At 29.3% G+C, this 19267-nt stretch carries 20 protein-coding genes; all 20 read right to left on the reverse strand.

Translation table 11 applies throughout. From position 1 onward, the window contains the following. Positions 1–2 precede the first annotated feature (2 nt). The 20 genes from recO to GKF99_RS03095 all read right to left on the reverse strand — a co-directional run bounded on the left by recO (position 3) and on the right by GKF99_RS03095 (position 19236). Entirely contained in the window at positions 3–707 is a 705-nt protein-coding gene (gene recO / locus GKF99_RS03000; RefSeq protein ID WP_094207115.1) for a DNA repair protein RecO, read from the reverse strand. Further along, positions 707–1591: a GTPase Era gene (gene era / locus GKF99_RS03005; RefSeq protein WP_154272632.1), complete on the reverse strand. Its 885-nt coding sequence runs from the start codon at positions 1589–1591 to the stop codon at positions 707–709. The genes recO and era overlap by 1 nt, the downstream gene beginning before the upstream one ends. After that, a complete protein-coding gene (cdd, locus tag GKF99_RS03010; protein WP_154272633.1) occupies positions 1584–1979 on the reverse strand; it encodes a cytidine deaminase in 396 nt (131 codons plus the stop codon). Before cdd ends, era begins: the two co-directional genes overlap by 8 nt. 7 nt (positions 1980–1986) lie before the next feature. After that, positions 1987–2730, reverse strand: a complete 744-nt coding sequence (locus tag GKF99_RS03015) for a diacylglycerol kinase (RefSeq protein WP_154272634.1) — start codon at positions 2728–2730, stop codon at positions 1987–1989. After that, entirely contained in the window at positions 2714–3175 is a 462-nt protein-coding gene (ybeY, locus tag GKF99_RS03020; RefSeq protein WP_154272635.1) for an rRNA maturation RNase YbeY, read from the reverse strand. Before ybeY ends, GKF99_RS03015 begins: the two co-directional genes overlap by 17 nt. Continuing rightward, positions 3156–4139, reverse strand: coding sequence for a PhoH family protein (locus GKF99_RS03025; RefSeq protein WP_154272636.1), 984 nt, complete (start codon positions 4137–4139; stop codon positions 3156–3158). The genes ybeY and GKF99_RS03025 overlap by 20 nt, the downstream gene beginning before the upstream one ends. Before the next feature lie 32 nt (positions 4140–4171). Continuing rightward, entirely contained in the window at positions 4172–8437 is a 4266-nt protein-coding gene (locus tag GKF99_RS03030) for a PolC-type DNA polymerase III (protein ID WP_154272637.1), read from the reverse strand. Continuing rightward, entirely contained in the window at positions 8438–9487 is a 1050-nt protein-coding gene (gene ispG / locus GKF99_RS03035) for a flavodoxin-dependent (E)-4-hydroxy-3-methylbut-2-enyl-diphosphate synthase (RefSeq protein WP_154272638.1), read from the reverse strand. Positions 9488–9537: 50 nt separating this feature from the next. Continuing rightward, positions 9538–10542, reverse strand: coding sequence for an RIP metalloprotease RseP (gene rseP, locus GKF99_RS03040; protein WP_156849950.1), 1005 nt, complete (start codon positions 10540–10542; stop codon positions 9538–9540). A 12-nt stretch (positions 10543–10554) separates the two neighbouring features. Next, positions 10555–11334, reverse strand: a complete 780-nt coding sequence (locus tag GKF99_RS03045; RefSeq protein WP_154272639.1) for a phosphatidate cytidylyltransferase — start codon at positions 11332–11334, stop codon at positions 10555–10557. Then, positions 11331–12035 carry an isoprenyl transferase gene (locus GKF99_RS03050; protein WP_094207108.1) on the reverse strand — a complete coding sequence of 235 codons (705 nt, stop codon included), beginning with the start codon at positions 12033–12035 and terminating at the stop codon, positions 11331–11333. Before GKF99_RS03050 ends, GKF99_RS03045 begins: the two co-directional genes overlap by 4 nt. A gap of 128 nt (positions 12036–12163) precedes the next feature. Next, positions 12164–12736 (reverse strand): orotate phosphoribosyltransferase, encoded by a 573-nt coding sequence (gene pyrE, locus GKF99_RS03055; protein ID WP_094207107.1) that lies wholly within the window; start codon positions 12734–12736, stop codon positions 12164–12166. A gap of 10 nt (positions 12737–12746) precedes the next feature. Continuing rightward, entirely contained in the window at positions 12747–13643 is an 897-nt protein-coding gene (locus tag GKF99_RS03060; protein ID WP_094207106.1) for a dihydroorotate dehydrogenase, read from the reverse strand. Then, entirely contained in the window at positions 13636–14352 is a 717-nt protein-coding gene (locus tag GKF99_RS03065; RefSeq protein ID WP_094207105.1) for a dihydroorotate dehydrogenase electron transfer subunit, read from the reverse strand. Before GKF99_RS03065 ends, GKF99_RS03060 begins: the two co-directional genes overlap by 8 nt. Beyond that, complete coding sequence (gene pyrF / locus GKF99_RS03070; RefSeq protein ID WP_094207104.1) at positions 14345–15196, reverse strand: orotidine-5'-phosphate decarboxylase; 852 nt, start codon at positions 15194–15196, stop codon at positions 14345–14347. The genes GKF99_RS03065 and pyrF overlap by 8 nt, the downstream gene beginning before the upstream one ends. Then, entirely contained in the window at positions 15183–16379 is a 1197-nt protein-coding gene (locus GKF99_RS03075) for a dihydroorotase (RefSeq protein WP_094207103.1), read from the reverse strand. Before GKF99_RS03075 ends, pyrF begins: the two co-directional genes overlap by 14 nt. After that, on the reverse strand, positions 16379–16807 hold the full coding sequence (locus GKF99_RS03080; protein WP_002836363.1) for an aspartate carbamoyltransferase regulatory subunit: 429 nt from the start codon (positions 16805–16807) through the stop codon (positions 16379–16381). Before GKF99_RS03080 ends, GKF99_RS03075 begins: the two co-directional genes overlap by 1 nt. Next, positions 16807–17727: an aspartate carbamoyltransferase gene (pyrB, locus tag GKF99_RS03085; RefSeq protein WP_094205640.1), complete on the reverse strand. Its 921-nt coding sequence runs from the start codon at positions 17725–17727 to the stop codon at positions 16807–16809. The genes GKF99_RS03080 and pyrB overlap by 1 nt, the downstream gene beginning before the upstream one ends. 68 nt (positions 17728–17795) lie before the next feature. Continuing rightward, positions 17796–18422: an endonuclease III gene (gene nth / locus GKF99_RS03090; protein ID WP_094205639.1), complete on the reverse strand. Its 627-nt coding sequence runs from the start codon at positions 18420–18422 to the stop codon at positions 17796–17798. Next, a complete protein-coding gene (locus GKF99_RS03095; RefSeq protein ID WP_094207102.1) occupies positions 18403–19236 on the reverse strand; it encodes a deoxyribonuclease IV in 834 nt (277 codons plus the stop codon). The genes nth and GKF99_RS03095 overlap by 20 nt, the downstream gene beginning before the upstream one ends. Between the last annotated feature and the right edge of the window lie 31 nt (positions 19237–19267).

The raw sequence follows: 19267 nt of genomic DNA on the forward strand, positions 1-19267 counted from the left end.
CCTTATAAATATTCAAGGTAGCCTAATGACCCCAAATATTCAATTCCAAAATTGTTCATCGTGTATTTTAACAAAATTTTTAAAATTTCGTTTTCATTTATAGATTCATACTTTTTATTAACTATGTCATCATACCTATTTTTCATTAAGTATATCATATATTTTGCGTGTAAATTATCTATTTGGTAGTATTCTCCGTCAGAATCTACAAATCCACCATCTAAATAAAACCTGTTGTGACTATTTTGATAAAACATACTAGGTTGATATCCAAGATATGATACAAGTTTCAAGATAAACGCATTTATTAAAGCATATTGATTTTCAGAATATTTGGATAAGAATATTACTGTTTTCAATATCAAAGCGTATACTTTTTCATTGCAAACTTCATTGTAAAAAATTGACTTTATTAAATCAACTATAACCAAACTAAATAATTCTGATTTATAGTTTGTTCTTATATTAAAATTAGAGTTAATTAAATCATAATCCACTAAATAATAGAATTGATTTCCTTTTTTTAAGGTAAAATCATTCACTGACAGAACATTAAATTCTATAATTGATTTCATGGAATTAATATTATTGATGAAAATTCCAATAATACCTTCTTCTTTACTGAAAACATTCAAAATTATAGAATTTTCTCCATAAATTATATGCTCCAACACAATAGCCTGTGTCTTGATGTAATCTTGTTCCATTAGTTGTAACCCAAATACCTTAATCTAGAATCTTTATTTCTCCATTCTTCATCTATTTTAACCCATAGTTTCAAATTTACTTTAGAGCCTAATAATTGTTCAATATCAATTCTGGCATCAGTTCCAATTTTTTTAATCATTGATCCTTTTTTCCCAATTACCATGCCTTTATGACTTTTTTTCTCAACAATAATTGTAGCATCTATATCAATTAGATTCTTATCTTGTCTTTCTTTGAATTTTTCAATAGTTATAGCTATTCCATGTGGTAATTCATCAGATAAATTTATTAGTGCTTTTTCCCTAATTAGTTCTTGTACAATTTGTCTAATAGGTTGATCTGTTACGCTATCTTTGTCATAATACATTGGCCCTTCAGGCAAATTATTTTTTAAAGAAGTTAAATAACCTTCTACATTATCCCCGTTTAATGCACTTATTGGAATTATTTCTTCAAATATTCCAACTTTACTGTACATTTCTACTATTTCATTGACATTATCGCTAGATATTTTATCTGTTTTATTGATTAGTAGAATGATTTTTGTATTAACTAATTTTAATTTTTTAATAATTTCAGAGTCTAGCTTTCCTATTTCTTCAGTAGTATCTACGATATATGTTATAACATCAACTTCGTTCAAAGTTGACATCGATACTTTAAGCATATAATCTCCAAGTTTATTTTTTGGTGTTTGTATCCCTGGAGTATCTAAAAATATTGCTTGCATATTTTCGTCAGTATATATCAATTGTATTTTATTTCTAGTAGTTTGAGGTTTGTCAGAAATAATCGTTAGTTTTTCTCCTAAAATTCTATTCAAAAGAGTTGATTTCCCCACATTACTTCTACCTATAACTGAAACAAATCCAGATTTAAACATTTACATCATCTCCACTAAAACCATGAGGTAATAAATCTTCAATATTATAAATTTTATACTCATTTTCATTTTTAGCTATTATTATTTTTGTAGCTTCATTAGAAAATTCTTTAATCACTTGTCTGCAAACCCCACAAGGATAAGTGAAATCAGAATCTCCAATTATTAAAATAGTATCTATTAACTTACATCCTTCAGATACCATTTTTGAAATTGCAGTTCTTTCTGCACAAATTGTTGGGCTAAATGAAGCATTTTCAATATTACAACCTCCATAATAGTTCCCTTCTATATCTTTGACACAACATCCTACGTTGTAATTAGAATATGGCGTGTATGCGTTTTGTTTATATTGCAAAGCAATTTTATACATTTTATTAATTTCCATAATACTCCTAAATAATTACTTTAAATAATAATATTGCCACTAATGTCCCAATAATTCCACCAACTATAACTTGACTTAGTGTATGGATTTTTCCTTCTACTCTACTTTCTGCAACCAAAAAAGCTATAAAATATGATAGTATTGTCACTAATGTATTATTTGCTAAAAGGGCAATGATTGTAGCACTGCAAAAAGAAACAGATGCATGACCACTTACGCTTCCACCTTGCAAATATGTCCATTTATTTTGATATATAAAACTTTTTAGAACTAAAGTTATAACAACTACCAAAATCAAAGCTATAAATGTCAAATGCGTTGGTGAATTTTGTAATTTGATAACTGCTGTATGACTAAGAGGAACAATTCTATCATAAAACATAAAATAACCTACAAAAATAGAATTAAAAGCAGCTAGTAATACCGCTCCTGCTCCAACATCTTTTGCTATTTTGGCTTTCTCGTCGTATTTGTCATAAATCAAATCAACAATCGTTTCAATGGCTGTGTTAATCATTTCTGCCATTAATATGAATGTTATAGTTATGCACAAACAAGCCATTTCTACCCTTGATAAGTCAAACATTAATGATGCAATCATAACCAGAACAGTCATCAAGATATCAGTTCTAAAATTTCTTTCATTTTTCAAACAATGAATAATTCCATCCATTGCATATTGAAAACTGGTAATAAAAGATGTGTTTTTAGAAATATTTTTATCTTTTGACTTACTATTTAAATTCTTCATCTTTATAGATACCTATTTCTTTCAAGGCTGATTTTTCTTTATTTCTCATAATAATTTTGTCACTTTCATCAATATGATCATAACCCAACAAATGAAACATAGAATGAACAACCAAGTACACAATTTCTCTTTTGATAGAATGATTGTATTCTTTTGCTTGTTCCACAGCTCTTTTGCAGCATATAATAATATCACCCAAAAGATTTGTTTGAATTTGAAAATCATCTTCCAAAGGAAAGCTTAATACATCAGTTACACTATCTTTATTTCGATAATCTCTATTAAGTTCTTTAATTTCTTCTTCACTAACAAATGACAAAGATATCTCATAATTATCATCATTTAATTCTTGAATCAAACATATTTTTATTGAACTTTCAATATCTGATGTTAATTCATCATCAATTTGAAAATCATCTTGTCTATTACTTATCTGTATTATCATAATTTGACCTATTGTTATCTAATTTTTCATAAGCTCCAATAATTTTTTGTACAAGTGGATGTCTTACAACATCTGTTTTTTCAAACTCTAAAAAGCTTATTCCTTCTATGTCTCTAAGAATATTAGTCGCAACTAATAACCCTGATTTTTTACCTCTTGGTAAGTCAACTTGTGTAATATCTCCCGTTACTATAGCTTTTGAACCATATCCTATTCTAGTTAAAAACATCTTCATTTGTTCATTGGTAGTATTTTGTGCTTCGTCTAATATAATGTATGCATTATCTAAAGTTCTACCTCTCATATATGCCAATGGTGCTACTTCTATCAATCCTCTATCTTTAAACTTTTCAAAATTTTCATAACCTAATATATCAAACATAGCATCATATATAGGTCTTAGATAAGGATCAATTTTTTCTTGAAGATCTCCTGGCAAAAATCCTAAACTTTCTCCAGCTTCTACAGCTGGTCTAGTTAAAATTATCCTATCTACTTCGTTATTTCTAAATGCATTTATTGCCATAGCCATTGCCAAGTAAGTTTTTCCTGTACCTGCAGGTCCTATTCCAAAAACAATATCATTTTTATTAATCATTTCAACATAGTTTCTTTGATTTACAGTTTTTGGCTTTAAAGGTTTACCTTTTGAATTGTAGCAAATTACATAGTCCTTAATTTTTGAAATATTTTCTTGTTTTATTTTTTCTAAGTTAGAAAGCAAATAGTCCAAATCTTGATCTGTTATTTCGTTCCCCGATAACGTATGTGTATTTATTGATTCTAAAAGATTACTTGCACTTTCAATATTCAAATCAGAACCACTAATTAGAATACCTTCTTCAGAAATCTTTAATATAACATCACAAGCTTCTTCAATTTTTTTTGCATTTTTTTCTAATTGACCAAAAATAAAAGTTATTAATTTTTCATTATTAGTTTTGTATATTAAATGTTTATCCATAATCACTCCATTTATCTAATTATAACATATCACTAAAAATCAAATAAACTTATTTGGTTTTCATTTTGTAAACCATCTAAAACGCCGTGGTTTTCTAGTATTTCTAAAGCTGTTTTATTAACTTTCGTTCTCATAGTAAAATCTTGTTTTGAAATAAAATCACCTTTTTGTATTTCTTCAAAAATAGCAAGAGAGTTTGCGTCGCTAATCCCTTCTAGTGCATTAAAAGGAGGCTGAATGAATCCTTTTTCTAATACTTTGAACCTAGCCTTGTCAGATTTATGCAAGTCAACTCTTGATTGTTTTATTCCCCTGCAATACATTTCTTCTGCTACTTCTAATACAGAGTATTTGTTACTATCCTTAGCTGTCATCTTAGAATTTGATTCTTTGTATTTATCCTTCAAAGATTGCATTTCTTCTCTAATTGCACTTAATCCTCTTACAATAACATCACCTGGATAATCTTGTAATTTTATTGTAAAAAATGTCGAATAAAAAGCTTCTGGATAGTGTACTTTAAAATAAGCAATTCGATAACTCATCATAACATAAGCTACAGCATGGGCTTTCGGGAAAAGATATTCAATAGTTTTACAAGATTCAATGTACCAATCTGGCACACCGTTTTCAGTCATATAATTTAGAGTATCTTCATCAAGAAGTCTATTTTTTCTTACTGTTTCCATTATTTTAAATGATCTTTTCTTTTCAAGGCCTTTATTTATTAGATAAATCATAATATCATCTCTTGTACAAATAGTATCTTTCAATTCGACAACACCATCTCTTATTAGATCTTGTGCATTATTTAACCATACATTTGTTCCATGAGACAATCCAGAAATTCTAACTAACTCTGAAAAAGTTTTTGGAGTTGTATCTCTCAACATTCCTCTTACAAAGTTTGTACCAAATTCAGGTATTCCTAATGTTCCAATATCCAGTCCATCAATTAATTCTTCAAAGTGTAAAGCATCTATTGAAGAAAAAATACTCATTGTCTCTTTATCATCCATAGGAATAGTTAATGGATCCACTCCTGTCATATCCGACAACATTTTTATAATAGTTGGAACGTCGTGTCCAAGCAAGTCAAGCTTTAAAATTCTACCACTTATAGACTTATAATTGAAGTGAGTAGTGATTATATCACTGTTAACATCATCCGCAGGATGTTGAACTGGACAAAAATCTTCAATATCTTTATCTCTTGGAACTATCATTACTCCACCTGGATGTTGCCCCGAAGTTCTTTTAACTCCCAAGATTCCTCTTTGTAAATATTTTATCTCTGAATTATTAACATATACGTTTTTATCTTCAAAATATTTTTTTATATACCCATAAGCTGTTTTGTCGGAAATTGTACCAATAGTTCCAGCTCTGAACACCTTACCTTCCCCAAACAATTCTTCAGTATATTTGTGAACAGTCGGTTGATATTCCCCAGCAAAGTTCAAATCAATATCTGGCTCTTTATCGCCATCAAATCCTAAGAAAACTTCAAATGGTATATTATGACCTTCTTTTTTTAATGGTTGTCCACATACTGGACAAATTTTATCTTCAAGATCCACTCCTGAACCTATATTTTCATCATGTATAAACTCAGAATGTTTGCAGTTCTCACAAATATAATGCGGAATTAAAGGATTAACTTCTGTTATGTCAGCCATTGTCGCAACAAAGCTAGATCCTACAGATCCTCTGGAACCTACTAGATATCCATCTTCATTACTTTTCTTTACCAATTTTTGAGCGATAATATATAATACAGCATAACCATTTGAAATTATAGATGATAATTCACGTTCTAATCTACTTTCAACAATTTCTGGTAAATCATCTCCATATATACTTCTAGCTTTTTTATACGTCATTTCTCTTAATTCTGTATCAGATCCCTCAATAACTGGTGGAAAAGTTCCATCTGGTATTGGCTTTATATCATCTAGCATTTCTGAAATTTTTATGGTATTATCTATTACTATTTCTTCAGCCATATCTTTTTCTAAAAAACTAAATTCATTCATCATTTCATCAGTTGTTCTGAAAAACAACGTAGGGAATTTTTCGCCATAAATTTTTCTAGGTTGACCTTCTAATATTATATTTCTAAAAATATAGTCTTTTTTTTCGAAGTATTTTGCATAAGAATCAGCCACAAGAGGTTTATTGTGCTTTTTTGATAAATCATATAGTTTTCTAGTTAATTCTTCACAACTCTTTAAGTTAAAGCTCATCCTTTTTGACTTTACTCCATCATAATAAAGTGGTGGTTGAACCTCCAAAAAATCATACCTTGAAATAATCTCATCTAATTTTTCATCTGATTCAAATCCAAGTATTGCTTTTATTAATTCCCCATCTTCGTTTCCAGATCCAATTACAAGACCTTCTCTTCTTTTATTCAATTCAGATTTTGGTATTCCGCCTTCTCTGTAAAAATACTTTAAATTAGAAGCAGTAACAAGCTTATATAAGTTTTTCAATCCAATTAAGTTTTGAGCGTATATTGTCGCAGTGTGAGATTCTCTTTTAGAAATACTCCAATCAGAATCCATTTTATTTATATTTATATCAAATTTAACCCCTCTTTTTTCAAGATCCTTAACCATACAAATGAACACTTCTCCCGTTGCCCTTGCATCATCACAAGCTCTGTGATGGTTGAATAAATTAACGTTGTATTTTTTTGTCAGAGTATCAAGTTTATGATTTTTGAGATGAGGTTCCAATGCCCTTGCAAACGCTAGTGTGTCAATATATGTTCTTACAGGATTTATTCCCAAATCAAGACAATTTTTCTTGATAAATCCCATATCGAAATCTGCATTATGTGCTATTAAAGTGCTATCTCCGACAAATTTCAAAAACTCAGGTAATACTTCGTCTATTTTAGGCATATCTTTTACCATTTCATTTGTTATAGACGTTAATTCTGTTATTTTTTCTGGTATTGGAATTTCTGGGTTGATTAATTGATTGAATTCATCTACAATTTGATTGCCAACAATCTTTACAGCACCAATTTCCGTGATTTTTTCTGTTGCATTTGATAATCCAGTAGTTTCAATATCAAAAACTACAAATTCTTGCAAATTCATAGAATTATAAGGATTTGTTATTATTCTGAAATCATCTTCTATTATTTTTGCTTCCATACCAAAGAGTGATTTTAGTCCATTTTTGCTACAAGCATCATACAATTGTGGATAACCTTGAACTACAGATTTATCTGTTAAACCTAGCGCTGTATGTCCCCATTTTTTTATAGTTTTACAGCATTCATCCAAGTCAATAAATCCATCTAGTTGGCTCATTTGAGAATACATGTGTAATTCTACACGTTTTTTCTCATATTCATCTTTTCTAGATTCTGGTTTCTCAATTTCTTGCATTTGTTTTATTGAGAAAGACTTTCCAGAAGTAAATCTATCAAATTCCAACCTTCCTGTTAATAAAAGGTAAACTCCAGATTTCAATTTATCACCAAATGCTTCAAATTCTTTTTTCTTCAAAAATTTCTTTGCGAAAACAGCTCCACTTTCATCCCTTAGATCCAAAGAAATAATAAAACTTTCTCCATCTTTTATGCTTCTGACATCTACATCAATAATTTCAGCTCTGATACAAGTATCGTCTTCATTTTCTATGATTTCTTTGATTTTTATTGGAGACTTGGTTATATCTTTACCACATTTTATTCCCGTTTTTTTAACTTCTTCTTTGTCTTGCTTTGGAGTATCTTTTATTGATTCTGCTATTTTTTTTCGAATTGAATTATCATACTCAATAAGATTTTGTCTATAATCATCATTATCCTTTAACTCAACAATTTCAGATTTGACAGAATAACTTAAATTATATGTCTTATTTATTAATTTTGTTAACTCATTATCCTTTTGATCTGATATAAACTTATCCCTTATTTGCTCAAAATTAAAAATAAGTGAAATTTCTGATTCGTCTATGTTTGAACTTTCAAAATCAATACAAGAAGAATATTCACAAAAATCATTTGATTTTAAAATTTTAATCAAATCATCTTTTGAAAAATTGATTTTTGAATCTTCATACTCTGTAAAATCAATATTAATTTTTGCTATAAAATACAATAAGTCTTTCTGTATAAATTCTGCCAAGTTGTCCTTAATCTCATCTTTTTGGACATTTATCAAACAATCTAACTCATCATTGTCTTTATTGTAGGTTAATTTATCAATATAAATTGGGTATTTTGAATCATATTTTAGGCCTATTTTCTTTAATACATCGTTGAGTAATAAATGCATTTATAACCTCTCTATCTCTTCAATTAATACATCTAATAATTCTTCTTCCTTAACTTTTCGTACAATTTCCCCTTTTTTAAATATTAAGCCTACTCCATTTCCTCCTGCTATACCAATATCAGCTTCTTTTGCTTCTCCTGGTCCATTTACAACGCAACCCATAATAGCAACTTTAATGTGTTTATCCATTTTATCCAATTTCTTTTCAGCTTCATTCACTAGACTTATCAAATCAATCTTGGTTCTAGCACATGTTGGACATGAAATTATTTCAATTCCTTCATTCAGTAAACCCAAACTCATTAAAATTTGTCTTCCTACAATGATTTCTTCTTTAGGATCACCAGTTAAAGAAACTCTGATAGTATCTCCAATTCCTTTTGACAAAATACTTCCTATTCCTACACTGGATTTGATAATTCCTTTATTAGAGGGACCTGCTTCTGTTATACCAACATGTAGAGGATAATTACATAACTCTGACATTTTTTCATAAGCTTTTATTGACATATTAACATTAGAAGATTTTAATGATAATTTGATATCGTCAAATCCCATATCTTCTATCATTCTTATTTGATCAAGGCAGCTATAGCATATTGAATCCACATTTACTCCATGATATTTGTCAATGAATTTTTGATTGACAGATCCACTGTTTACCCCAATTCGCATGGAAATCTTATGATATTTGCAACAATCTACGATTTCTTTGACTCTATCTATTCCACCAATATTCCCAGGATTAATTCTAATACAATCGCACCCGTTTTCAATCGCAGCTATTGCTAATTTGTGATGAAATTGAATATCAGCAACGAATGGTATATTCGTCATGCTTTTTATAATTGGTATCGCCTTCGCATCTTCTAAATCATTAATTGCACTTCTGGAAATATCACATCCTACAGATTCAAATTCTTTAATTTGTTTTACAGTACTTTCTATATCTTTTGTATCTGTATTAGTCATGGATTGAACTGTAACTCTTGCTCCATTTCCAACAGCAACATTTCCTACATAAATTCTTTTTGTATCTTCTCTTTTCATTACTTCACCTTTCAAATTTAAAAAGGCCCATACAGGCCTAATCAAAACATTTAAAATAATTTAATAACATCTTTAATTGTAACTACGGCGATTAATGCTAAAAGCAAAATTAATCCTACCATGTGTATATAGCCTTCTTTTTCTTGAGATATTTTTTTGCCAAATATCATCTCAATTAGTATGAATATCGCTCTTCCTCCATCTAAAGCTGGAATAGGCAATAAATTAAATACACCTAAATTAATGTTAATATATGCCAATAAGAAAATTAAATTAGCAACACCTGTCTTTGCAGCATTACCAATCTCTTTTACCACACCAACAGGTCCACTAACTCCTCCTAAACCTAATTGACCAGTTATAAGCATCCCTAGGAATTTATATAACATGCCTGTCAAATTAAGAAAAGTTATGACGCCTTTTTTAAAGCCTTTTATTAAGCTAAAATTTTTAATATCATATTCTTCTTGAAAGTTTACTCCAATTTTTCTAACATTATTTTCCAATCTTGGAGTGACTTTTATGTTCTTTGATTGAGAATCTCTTATTACTCCAATATCCAAATCACCTTGAGATTCTTTGATATTTTTTAATAATTCCTCTCCATCATTTATATTTTTCCCATTTATAGATACAATTTTATCTCCTGTTTGTATACCTGAAGAATATGCTGGTGAATCTTCTAGCACACCAGATACTTCTGTACTAACTCTACTTACAGACATTAATAAAATTAACAATATAAAAGCTAATAAAAAATTCATAATAGCACCAGCTAGAATTACTTTGAGTCTTACAAGCGGAGATTGATTATTCAAAGAATTCGGGCTGTCGTTTTCTTCGTCTTCCCCTTCTAGCTGACAATAACCTCCCACAGGTATCACTCTCAAAGAATAAAGAGTTCCATTTGATTCTCTTTGGAAAAGTTTTGGTCCCATACCTATTGAAAATTCCAAAACAGATACTCCATTCCTTTTCGCTACGATAAAATGTCCAAATTCATGTATTAAAATTACAAGTAAAAATATTATTATTGATGAAATTATTGTAATCACATTTCCTCCTTATTAAAGCCCTAAACAATATAATATTAAAAGATAAGGCAAAACAAAAATAAAACTATCAAATCTATCCATTACTCCACCATGTCCAATAAAAATATTACCAAAATCCTTCACATTGGCTTTTCTTTTAATTTTAGAAGCGCTTATATCCCCAATTTGAGATATAATCGAACCGAATAAAGCTATGATAACTATCTTAACAACATTTAAATTACCGTAAAATATAGAAAAAATAGCTCCAATTATCATGCTTCCTATAATTCCACCAATAGCTCCTTCAATAGTTTTTTTAGGACTAATCTTAGTCAATTTGTGTTTTCCGAATAACATTCCTGTACAATATGCTGCTGTGTCTGTCCCCCATGAACATATATAGATAAGCCAAATAAATTCAGTTCCAGAAATAAAATATATTAACGAAAAAGTAATCGTAATATATATGTGTAAGAAATAGTTATTTAATACTTCTTTGATAGGTTTGTCAAAAATGGTATATAAAGTCAATTCTATCAAACTAAAACTACACAATAAAGCAATTGCAAATAATTCTTTTTTAAGATAAATACTTAAATTAAAACTAACATTAAACAATATATTAATAATCAAATTATTAATGTTAATGATATTCGAATAATCCTTGTTAATTACATTTTCTAGTTCGTAAATTGCAACAGTGCTTAGGAATAAATTCATTATTAAAAGATAAATTCCACCTTTAGAAACGCAAAAAATAGATAACAATAAAATTATTATTCCTGTTAATGTCCTTTTTAAAAATTTCATTTCAATCCACCAAATCTTCTATTTCTATTTTGATACCAATAAATTGCATCTATAAGTGATTCTAATTTGAAATCAGGCCAATATATATCCGAAAAATAAAGTTCTGCATAAGACATTTGATAAAGCAAGAAATTGCTTAGCCTTTTTTCTCCTCCTGGTCTAATCAGTAAATCAACGTCTGGTTGATTTCTCGTGTATAAAAGTTTTGAGAACTCGTCATCAGTCAGTATTCCTCCATCTACTATCGCAGTATTCACAGCTCTTAATATCTCTTGTCTTGAACCATAATTAATAGCTATATTTAGAATAAGTTTATCATTATCTTTTGTTGAATCCAATGCGTATTCAATCTTTTGAATTACTTTTTCGGGCAATACACTAATGTCTCCCAAAATATTAATCTTGACTCCTTGAGTTACTAGTTTATTTAATTGGTCATCTATATATTTTATGAGTATTTGCATCAAAAAATCTATTTCTTTTTGAGGTCTTTTCCAATTTTCTGTCGAAAAAGCATACAAGGATAAATATTTTATTCCAATATTTAAAGAGTTTTCAACAACATCAACAACTCTTTTCATCCCTTCATTATGTCCAAATACTCTGGGTTTATTTCTTTTTGTAGCCCATCTTCCATTTCCATCCATTATTATGGCAATATGTTTAGGCAGTCTATCTTGATCTAAATTTGATAAATCCATTTTCAATTCCTTTTAGTTTATTCTTAATTATTGTATCATATTTTGATTTTTTCTTACACAAAAAATAAGCCTTTATATTTGAATATCTCATGAAGAAATCTTCAAATTAGGCTTATTTTTATAATATATTATTTGCTTTTAATTTCTCTTGAACCAGGTTTTACCAATTCTATTCCTTTTTTACATAAAGGACATTCTTCCGGTTTGAAAATTTCAATATCAATTTTTGTTGCACTGTACAAAGGTAAATCAATATCCAGATTTACACTTCTATCTACTAAGCAACAAATTCCTACTACTTCTGCACCCAATTCTTCCAAAACTTTTTTAGTCTCATATGAAGATTTAGCAGTGGTTACAACATCTTCTGAAATAATAACTTTCTCGCCTTTTTTTACTTCAAAACCTCTTCTAAGACACATTTCACCATCTTTTCTTTCAGTAAATATAGCTGGTTTATGTAGTTGTCTTCCTAGTTCATAAGCTACTATTATTCCTCCCATTGCAGGTCCAACAACAGTATCAAATTCAACATCTTTAAGCTTTTCAGCAATAACTTTTATTACTTCTTCAGCTTTGTCTGGATATTGTAATAACTTTGCACATTGACAATACTTATCACTGTGATTTCCAGATGACAATAAGAAATGACCTTCTAACAATGCATTACTTTCTTTTAATAATTCAACAACTCTATCCATCTTTTTCCCCCTAAATAATATTCCTTATTTCGTCTATTGATTTAAAATTATTTTGTTTTAAATATTTTCCCATACCATTTGCTATTTCAACCATAACATTTGGATTAACAAAATTTGCCGTACCAACTTGAACCAACTGACAACCTACCATAATAAATTCTAATGCGTCTTTGTAATTCTGAATTCCACCCATACCACAAACAGGAATTTTAACATTTTTGCACACATCTCTACACATTCTTAAAGCTATCGGTTTTATACAAGGTCCTGAAAGACCAGCAGTTATATTGTCAAATACTGGTTTTCTCTTATTAATATCTATCGCTAACGCATTAAAAGTATTAACAAGACTAATCGCATCTGCTCCTGAATCTTCACACGTTTTAGCCATTTCAACTATATCATTAGCGTTTGGAGATAATTTTACCATTAAAATTTTATCGGTATGCTTTCTTACTTCCGATACAACTTTTTCTGCTATATCGCATTTTATTCCAAAAGCCATTCCCCCCTCTTTAACGTTGGGGCATGAAATATTTAACTCAATTATTTTTATGTCAGTGCTTGATATAAGTTCAACTGCTTCAATATAACTTTTTATATCGGAACCACCAATATTTGCAATAGTAACAGTATCCAAAGATAACATATAGTCCAGATCCCTATTAATGAACTCTTGAACAGATGGATTTTGTAACCCTATACTATTCATAATTCCAGAAGGTGTTTCATATATTCTCAAACCAGTATTTCCATTTTTAGGTTGAATAGTTAATCCTTTTGTAGAAATACCTCCTAACTTATTTAGATCTGTAAAATTTTCATATTCCCTTCCAAATCCAAAGGTGCCAGAAGCTCCGATAACAGGATTTTTGAATTCTACGCCGCAAAAATTTGTTTTAAGCATCAAATATCACCTCATTTTTTTCAAAAATAGGACCATCTTTGCAAACTCTTTTAAGTCCATTAGTTGTATGAACAGTACATCCTAAACACGCTCCTATTCCACAGGCCATGTGAGCTTCTAGTGAATAAAATTCTGTCGCATCCAGGTTTCTTTTCTTTAAGGAATTCATCATTGGATTTGGACCACAAGCATAAATATAGTCATAATCGTCTTTTACGTATTCCGTTATATATCCTTTAAATCCAATTGATCCATCTTCGGTAGAAATGATTGTTTTGTTTTTGTTTAAAATCTCATCTTCCATATATGTTGTGTTTCTGTATCCAACATACAAATCCACGTTTTTTAATTTTCTGGACAAATATTTCATTGGAGCAATCCCAATACCACCAGCAACTATAGCACATTTAGCTTCTGGATGTAATTCGAATCCGTTTCCTAAAGGCCCAAGAATTTTTATACTTTCTCCCACTCTCATCGACGAGATTATAGATGTTCCTTTGCCTACGACAGCATATAAAAATGTTATACTTTCCTCATCTAAATCACAAATACTTAGAGGCCTAGGAAGAAGTGGTGATTCATCCCAAGCTCTCAACATATAAAATTGTCCAGGATCACCTTGGAATTTTCCTTTTAAAACCAATTTAAAAATTCCATCACTAATTTCTTCATTAAGTATTATTTCAGAATCGATATATTTATTCACCGTAAATATCCTTTCTCATATCTTCTACAGCTTTTCTAGCATATTTACCGATATTTTCTTCTCCATCATCAAAATTTCTGTAATTTAATATTATGCCTCTTGATGAATTCACAATTCCTTTTTTAAAATTATCAAGGTAAACTCTGATATCTTCAGGTTTAGCTCCTTGTGCACCGTAACCTGGAATTAAAAACATTATATTTGGATATCTCTCTCTGATCTTGTTTGCATTTTCACTTTGAGTTCCACCTACTACAAATCCTAAAGAACTTAAAGTGCATTCTCCGAGATAATCCTTTGCGATGTTATTCAAATTATCACCTATTTCGTAATATAGTGGTTGACCTTTATAATCCTTATATTGGATATCTTTTGAACCTGGATTTGATGTTCTCATTAATACAAATATTCCTTTTTCTTCGGATTCAAGGTAAGGTAAGTAATGTTCTAAAGTATCATATCCCATAAATGGATTTACGGTTATAAAGTCAGCTTCAAAATCACCTTCAAAATGTGCTTTTGCATATTCTTTTGCTGTATTTGCGATGTCTCCTCTTTTTACATCGGCAATTGATATTAAATTATTATCTTTAAGATATTTGAGAGTGTTTTTGTAAGCTATTAATCCTTCTATACCATGTGCTTCGTAGTATGCAATTTGCACCTTAAAACATGCTACTAAATCTTTTGTATTATCTATGATTTCCTTATTAAAATCAAATAAATATTCGCTAACTTTCTTTCCTTTTTTCATATTTTCTGGTACATAATTTGTACTAGTATCTAGTCCTACACATACTATAGATCTTTCGTTTATTCTTTCAGAAAGCTTATCTATTATCATTTTTAGCCCCTTTCTCAAATTTAACTTTTCCATTTACGATTGTCATTTCAATACTACCCCTGAACTTTTCGCCAATAAACGGAGAATTATTTGATTTTGAATTAAATTTTTCTACTTTGATTTCTTTATCAATATCAATTATAACTAAATCAGCATCGTATGTTGGATTTATAACACCTTTGTTTTCTCCTAATATCTTAGCTGGATTGTAACTCATTAATTCAGATATTTTGTTTAATGATATATCATTTTCTTCATGCAACACTTTATATGCAATATTAAAGGCTGTCTCTAATCCAATCATTCCACATGCACCTTTATCTTTATCATCTTTAGTATGAGGTGCATGATCTGTTGCAATAGCATCTACTGTATTATTTTTTATCATTTTTATTATGCAATCTATATCGTTTTGAGTTCTTATTGAAGGATTTACTCTAAAATCACTATCTTTCATATATATGTGATGAGGAGTAACTTCGCAAGTAATTGGTGCGTTTTTTTCTTTGTAGAATTTTATCGCTTCCAATGAGTCGATAGTGCTAACGTGACAAAAATGAACTCTACATCCTGTTTTTAAGCTTAAGTAACAATCTCTAATTGTTTCTAAATCCTCTGCGTACCTTGTAGAAATCTTTGTTAGATTATGGTCTTCTGCATGTACCATAATACCCTTATCTATTTTTTCTATTTCTGTAAAGATATTAAAAGCTAGTAAAGAATCTGTTATACCTTTCCCGTCTTCACTAAAGAATTTGATATTATTATCTGCTTTTTCAAAATTAATCATTTCTATAGATTTTAAATCTTTTGTTGTGGCCATACATTGATATATATTTATTAGATCAATTTCTTTTGATTTGTCTATAATTTGATTGTAGATTTCATTATTATCCACAACTGGTTTAGTGTTTCCCATCAAATTACAACTTGTGTAGCCTCCAGCAAGAGCTGAAAGGCTACCAGTATATAAATCCTCTTTATTTTCTTGACCGGGATATCTGAAATGAGTGTGCAAATCTATGAATCCTGGCATTACAATTTTATTGTTTATATCAATGATTTCATCACATTTTTCTAATATTTCTCCTATTGCTTTTATTTTACCATTTTTTATTAAAATATCAGCAAATATATCTTTATCTCTATCTATGATATGACAATTTTTAAGCAGCAGTTTCATTATTCCTCCACGTTATATAAATGATCACAATAATCACATTTATAAGTTCTAGTATCCTTATCAACTAAACTAAATTTTTGTACAATACTTCGTTCAGACTGAGTAATACATCTAGGATTTTTGCATTTAATAAAGCCTTCGAAATGTTCTGGCAAATTCAAACTAATTTTTTCTTTTATTTTTTCATTTTCAATTATATTAACGGTCATATTATCATCGAATACTCCAAGTATATCAAAATCTATATCAATAACATTTTCGATTTTAATCATATCTTTTCTTCCCAATTTACCTGATTGTGCATTCATAATCAATGCAACTGTATAGTCAGCCTTGTCTAACTTTAAAAGTTGGAATATTTTATAACCCATTCCACATTTAATATGATCGATTACAATACCTTTTTCAATACTATTAATGTTTAACATTATCTCACCCCTAATAATTTCAATATTAACGCCATTCTAACAATTACACCGTATCTAACTTGCTTAAAATAAACTGCTCTTGGATCGCTATCAACTTCTGTAGCTATTTCATTTACTCTTGGCAATGGATGAAGTACAGCTAAATCATCTGAAGCTAATTTCATCTTATCATTATCTAATATATACGAATCTTTCAATCTAACATAATCTGCTTCATTGAAGAATCTTTCACGTTGGACTCTAGTCATGTATAAAATATCAAGTTCACCAATTACATCTTCCATTTTTTCAACTTCTTTAAATTCTATATTTTTTGATTTTAAAAATATCTTAATATAATCAGGTACTTGAAGTTCTTCTGGAGATATTAAGACGAATTTGTTGTTTTCATATCTTGACATTGCTTTTATCAAAGAATGTACTGTTCTACCAAATTTTAAATCCCCACACAATCCTATTGTCATGTTGTTTAATCTTTTTTTAGTCATCCAAATTGTCAACAAGTCTGTCAAGGTTTGAGTTGGGTGTTGATGACCCCCATCACCTGCATTTATCAATGGAACTTCTGCATAAGAACTAGCTAAAACCGCTGAACCTTCTTTAGGGTTTCTCATTGCAATTATATCTGTATAATTCGATACTGTTCTTATTGTATCAGCTAAAGATTCACCTTTTGATGTTGATGAGCTTGCACTTTCTGAAAAACCGATGCAATCTCCACCTAATCTATGTATCGCTGATTCAAAACTTAATCTTGTTCTTGTTGAAGGCTCAAAAAAAAGAGTCCCTAAGATTTTTCCATTACACAAATTAGAAAAATCAGAAGGACTCTTTATAATTTCTTCTGCTAAATTTAATATTTCATTTATCTCTTCTACATTAAAATCATCTGCGTTAATTAAATTTCTATTTTTTAACATAACTATCTCCTTTGATTTATTTTCATTATAATAACATCAAAAAAGATATCTGTCAATAGTTTTTTTAATTAAGAATTGTAAAATTTACATCTGTCGTTCAATATACATTCTTCACATTTTGGATTTCTAGCCTTACATAAATTTCTTCCGTGCCAAATAAATAAGTGATGACTTTTTGACCATCTATCTTTTGGTATTACTTTCATCAAAGCTATCTCAGTACTTAATACATCTTTTTCATTTACAATTCCAATTCTGTTAGTTACTCTAAAAACATGAGTATCCACAGCTATAGCTGGTGTACCAAATGCATTGCTCACAACTACATTTGCAGTTTTTCTTCCAACTCCTGGTAATTTCATTAATTCCTCTATAGTATCAGGAACTTTTGAATCATAATCATGATATAAAACATTACATGTATTAATAATATTTTTTGATTTTGTTTTGTACAATCCACAACTTTTGATGTATTTTGTTAATCCATCTACACCTAAGCCTAATATAGCTTTAGGGGTATTGTGTTCTTTAAATAAAACAGCTGTAACTTTATTAACTCTAACATCTGTACATTGTGCCGATAAGATAGTGGCAATTAATAATTCGAATGGAGTAGTAAAATCCAAACCAGCTTTTGCATTAGGATATAAGCTATCTAAATCATCCAAAATTTTATTAATTTTCTCGTAACTCATAAAACTTTCTCCTTATTTTTTCAATTTCAATTTTATATCCATCTAAGTTGTTAGGCGTTTCCAGTATTATTGGTCTGCCTTCTAACCTTTCATTAAAGATTACATTAAAAAGGTCTGATTCTCCAATCAATCCCTTACCAAACTTTTCATGTCTATCTTTATTTGCTCCAAATGGCATCATAGAATCATTGCAATGAATTACTTTTATTTTCTCAATACCAATTAACTTGTCAAATTCATCAAGATAATCATCAAAATTAACCAGTTTAATTCCTGAGCTAAACAAATGACAAGTATCGATACAAACATACAATGGAATACTAGCATTACTAATAATATAAGCAATTTGATTTAAATCAAATCCAACTTCACTACCTTTTCCGCTCATAGTTTCAATACATATCTTCTGACCATTTGAAACATCTATTTGATTCAAGCCTTCTACAATTAAATCAAGTCCTTTCTCAATGCCTTGATTTTTATGACTTCCTGGATGAAGAACGTATTTATCAATTTTCAGATTTTGAATTTTTTTCATATCTTCATTAATAAGCTGAATTGCCAATTCTCTTAAATCTTCTCTATCACTACATAAATTCATGGTATATGCTCCATGACATACTATTTCGTTTATATCATGAGTATCTCTAAGCTTCAAAAATTTTTCTATTTCTCTATCAGGAATTAATCTAGACTTAGATCCTCTTGGATTTCGTGGAAAGAATTGAAAAGTGTCAGCATTTATTTCTAAGCATTGTTCTATAGTTTTGTGAAGTCCTTTTGATGTAGATAAATGACATCCTATTCTGTTCATAAAACCTCCTAATCACCTCTAAATCATTATT

Source organism: Finegoldia sp. BIOML-A2 (assembly GCF_009678315.1).
Classification (GTDB): Bacteria; Bacillota; Clostridia; order Tissierellales; family Peptoniphilaceae; genus Finegoldia; species Finegoldia magna.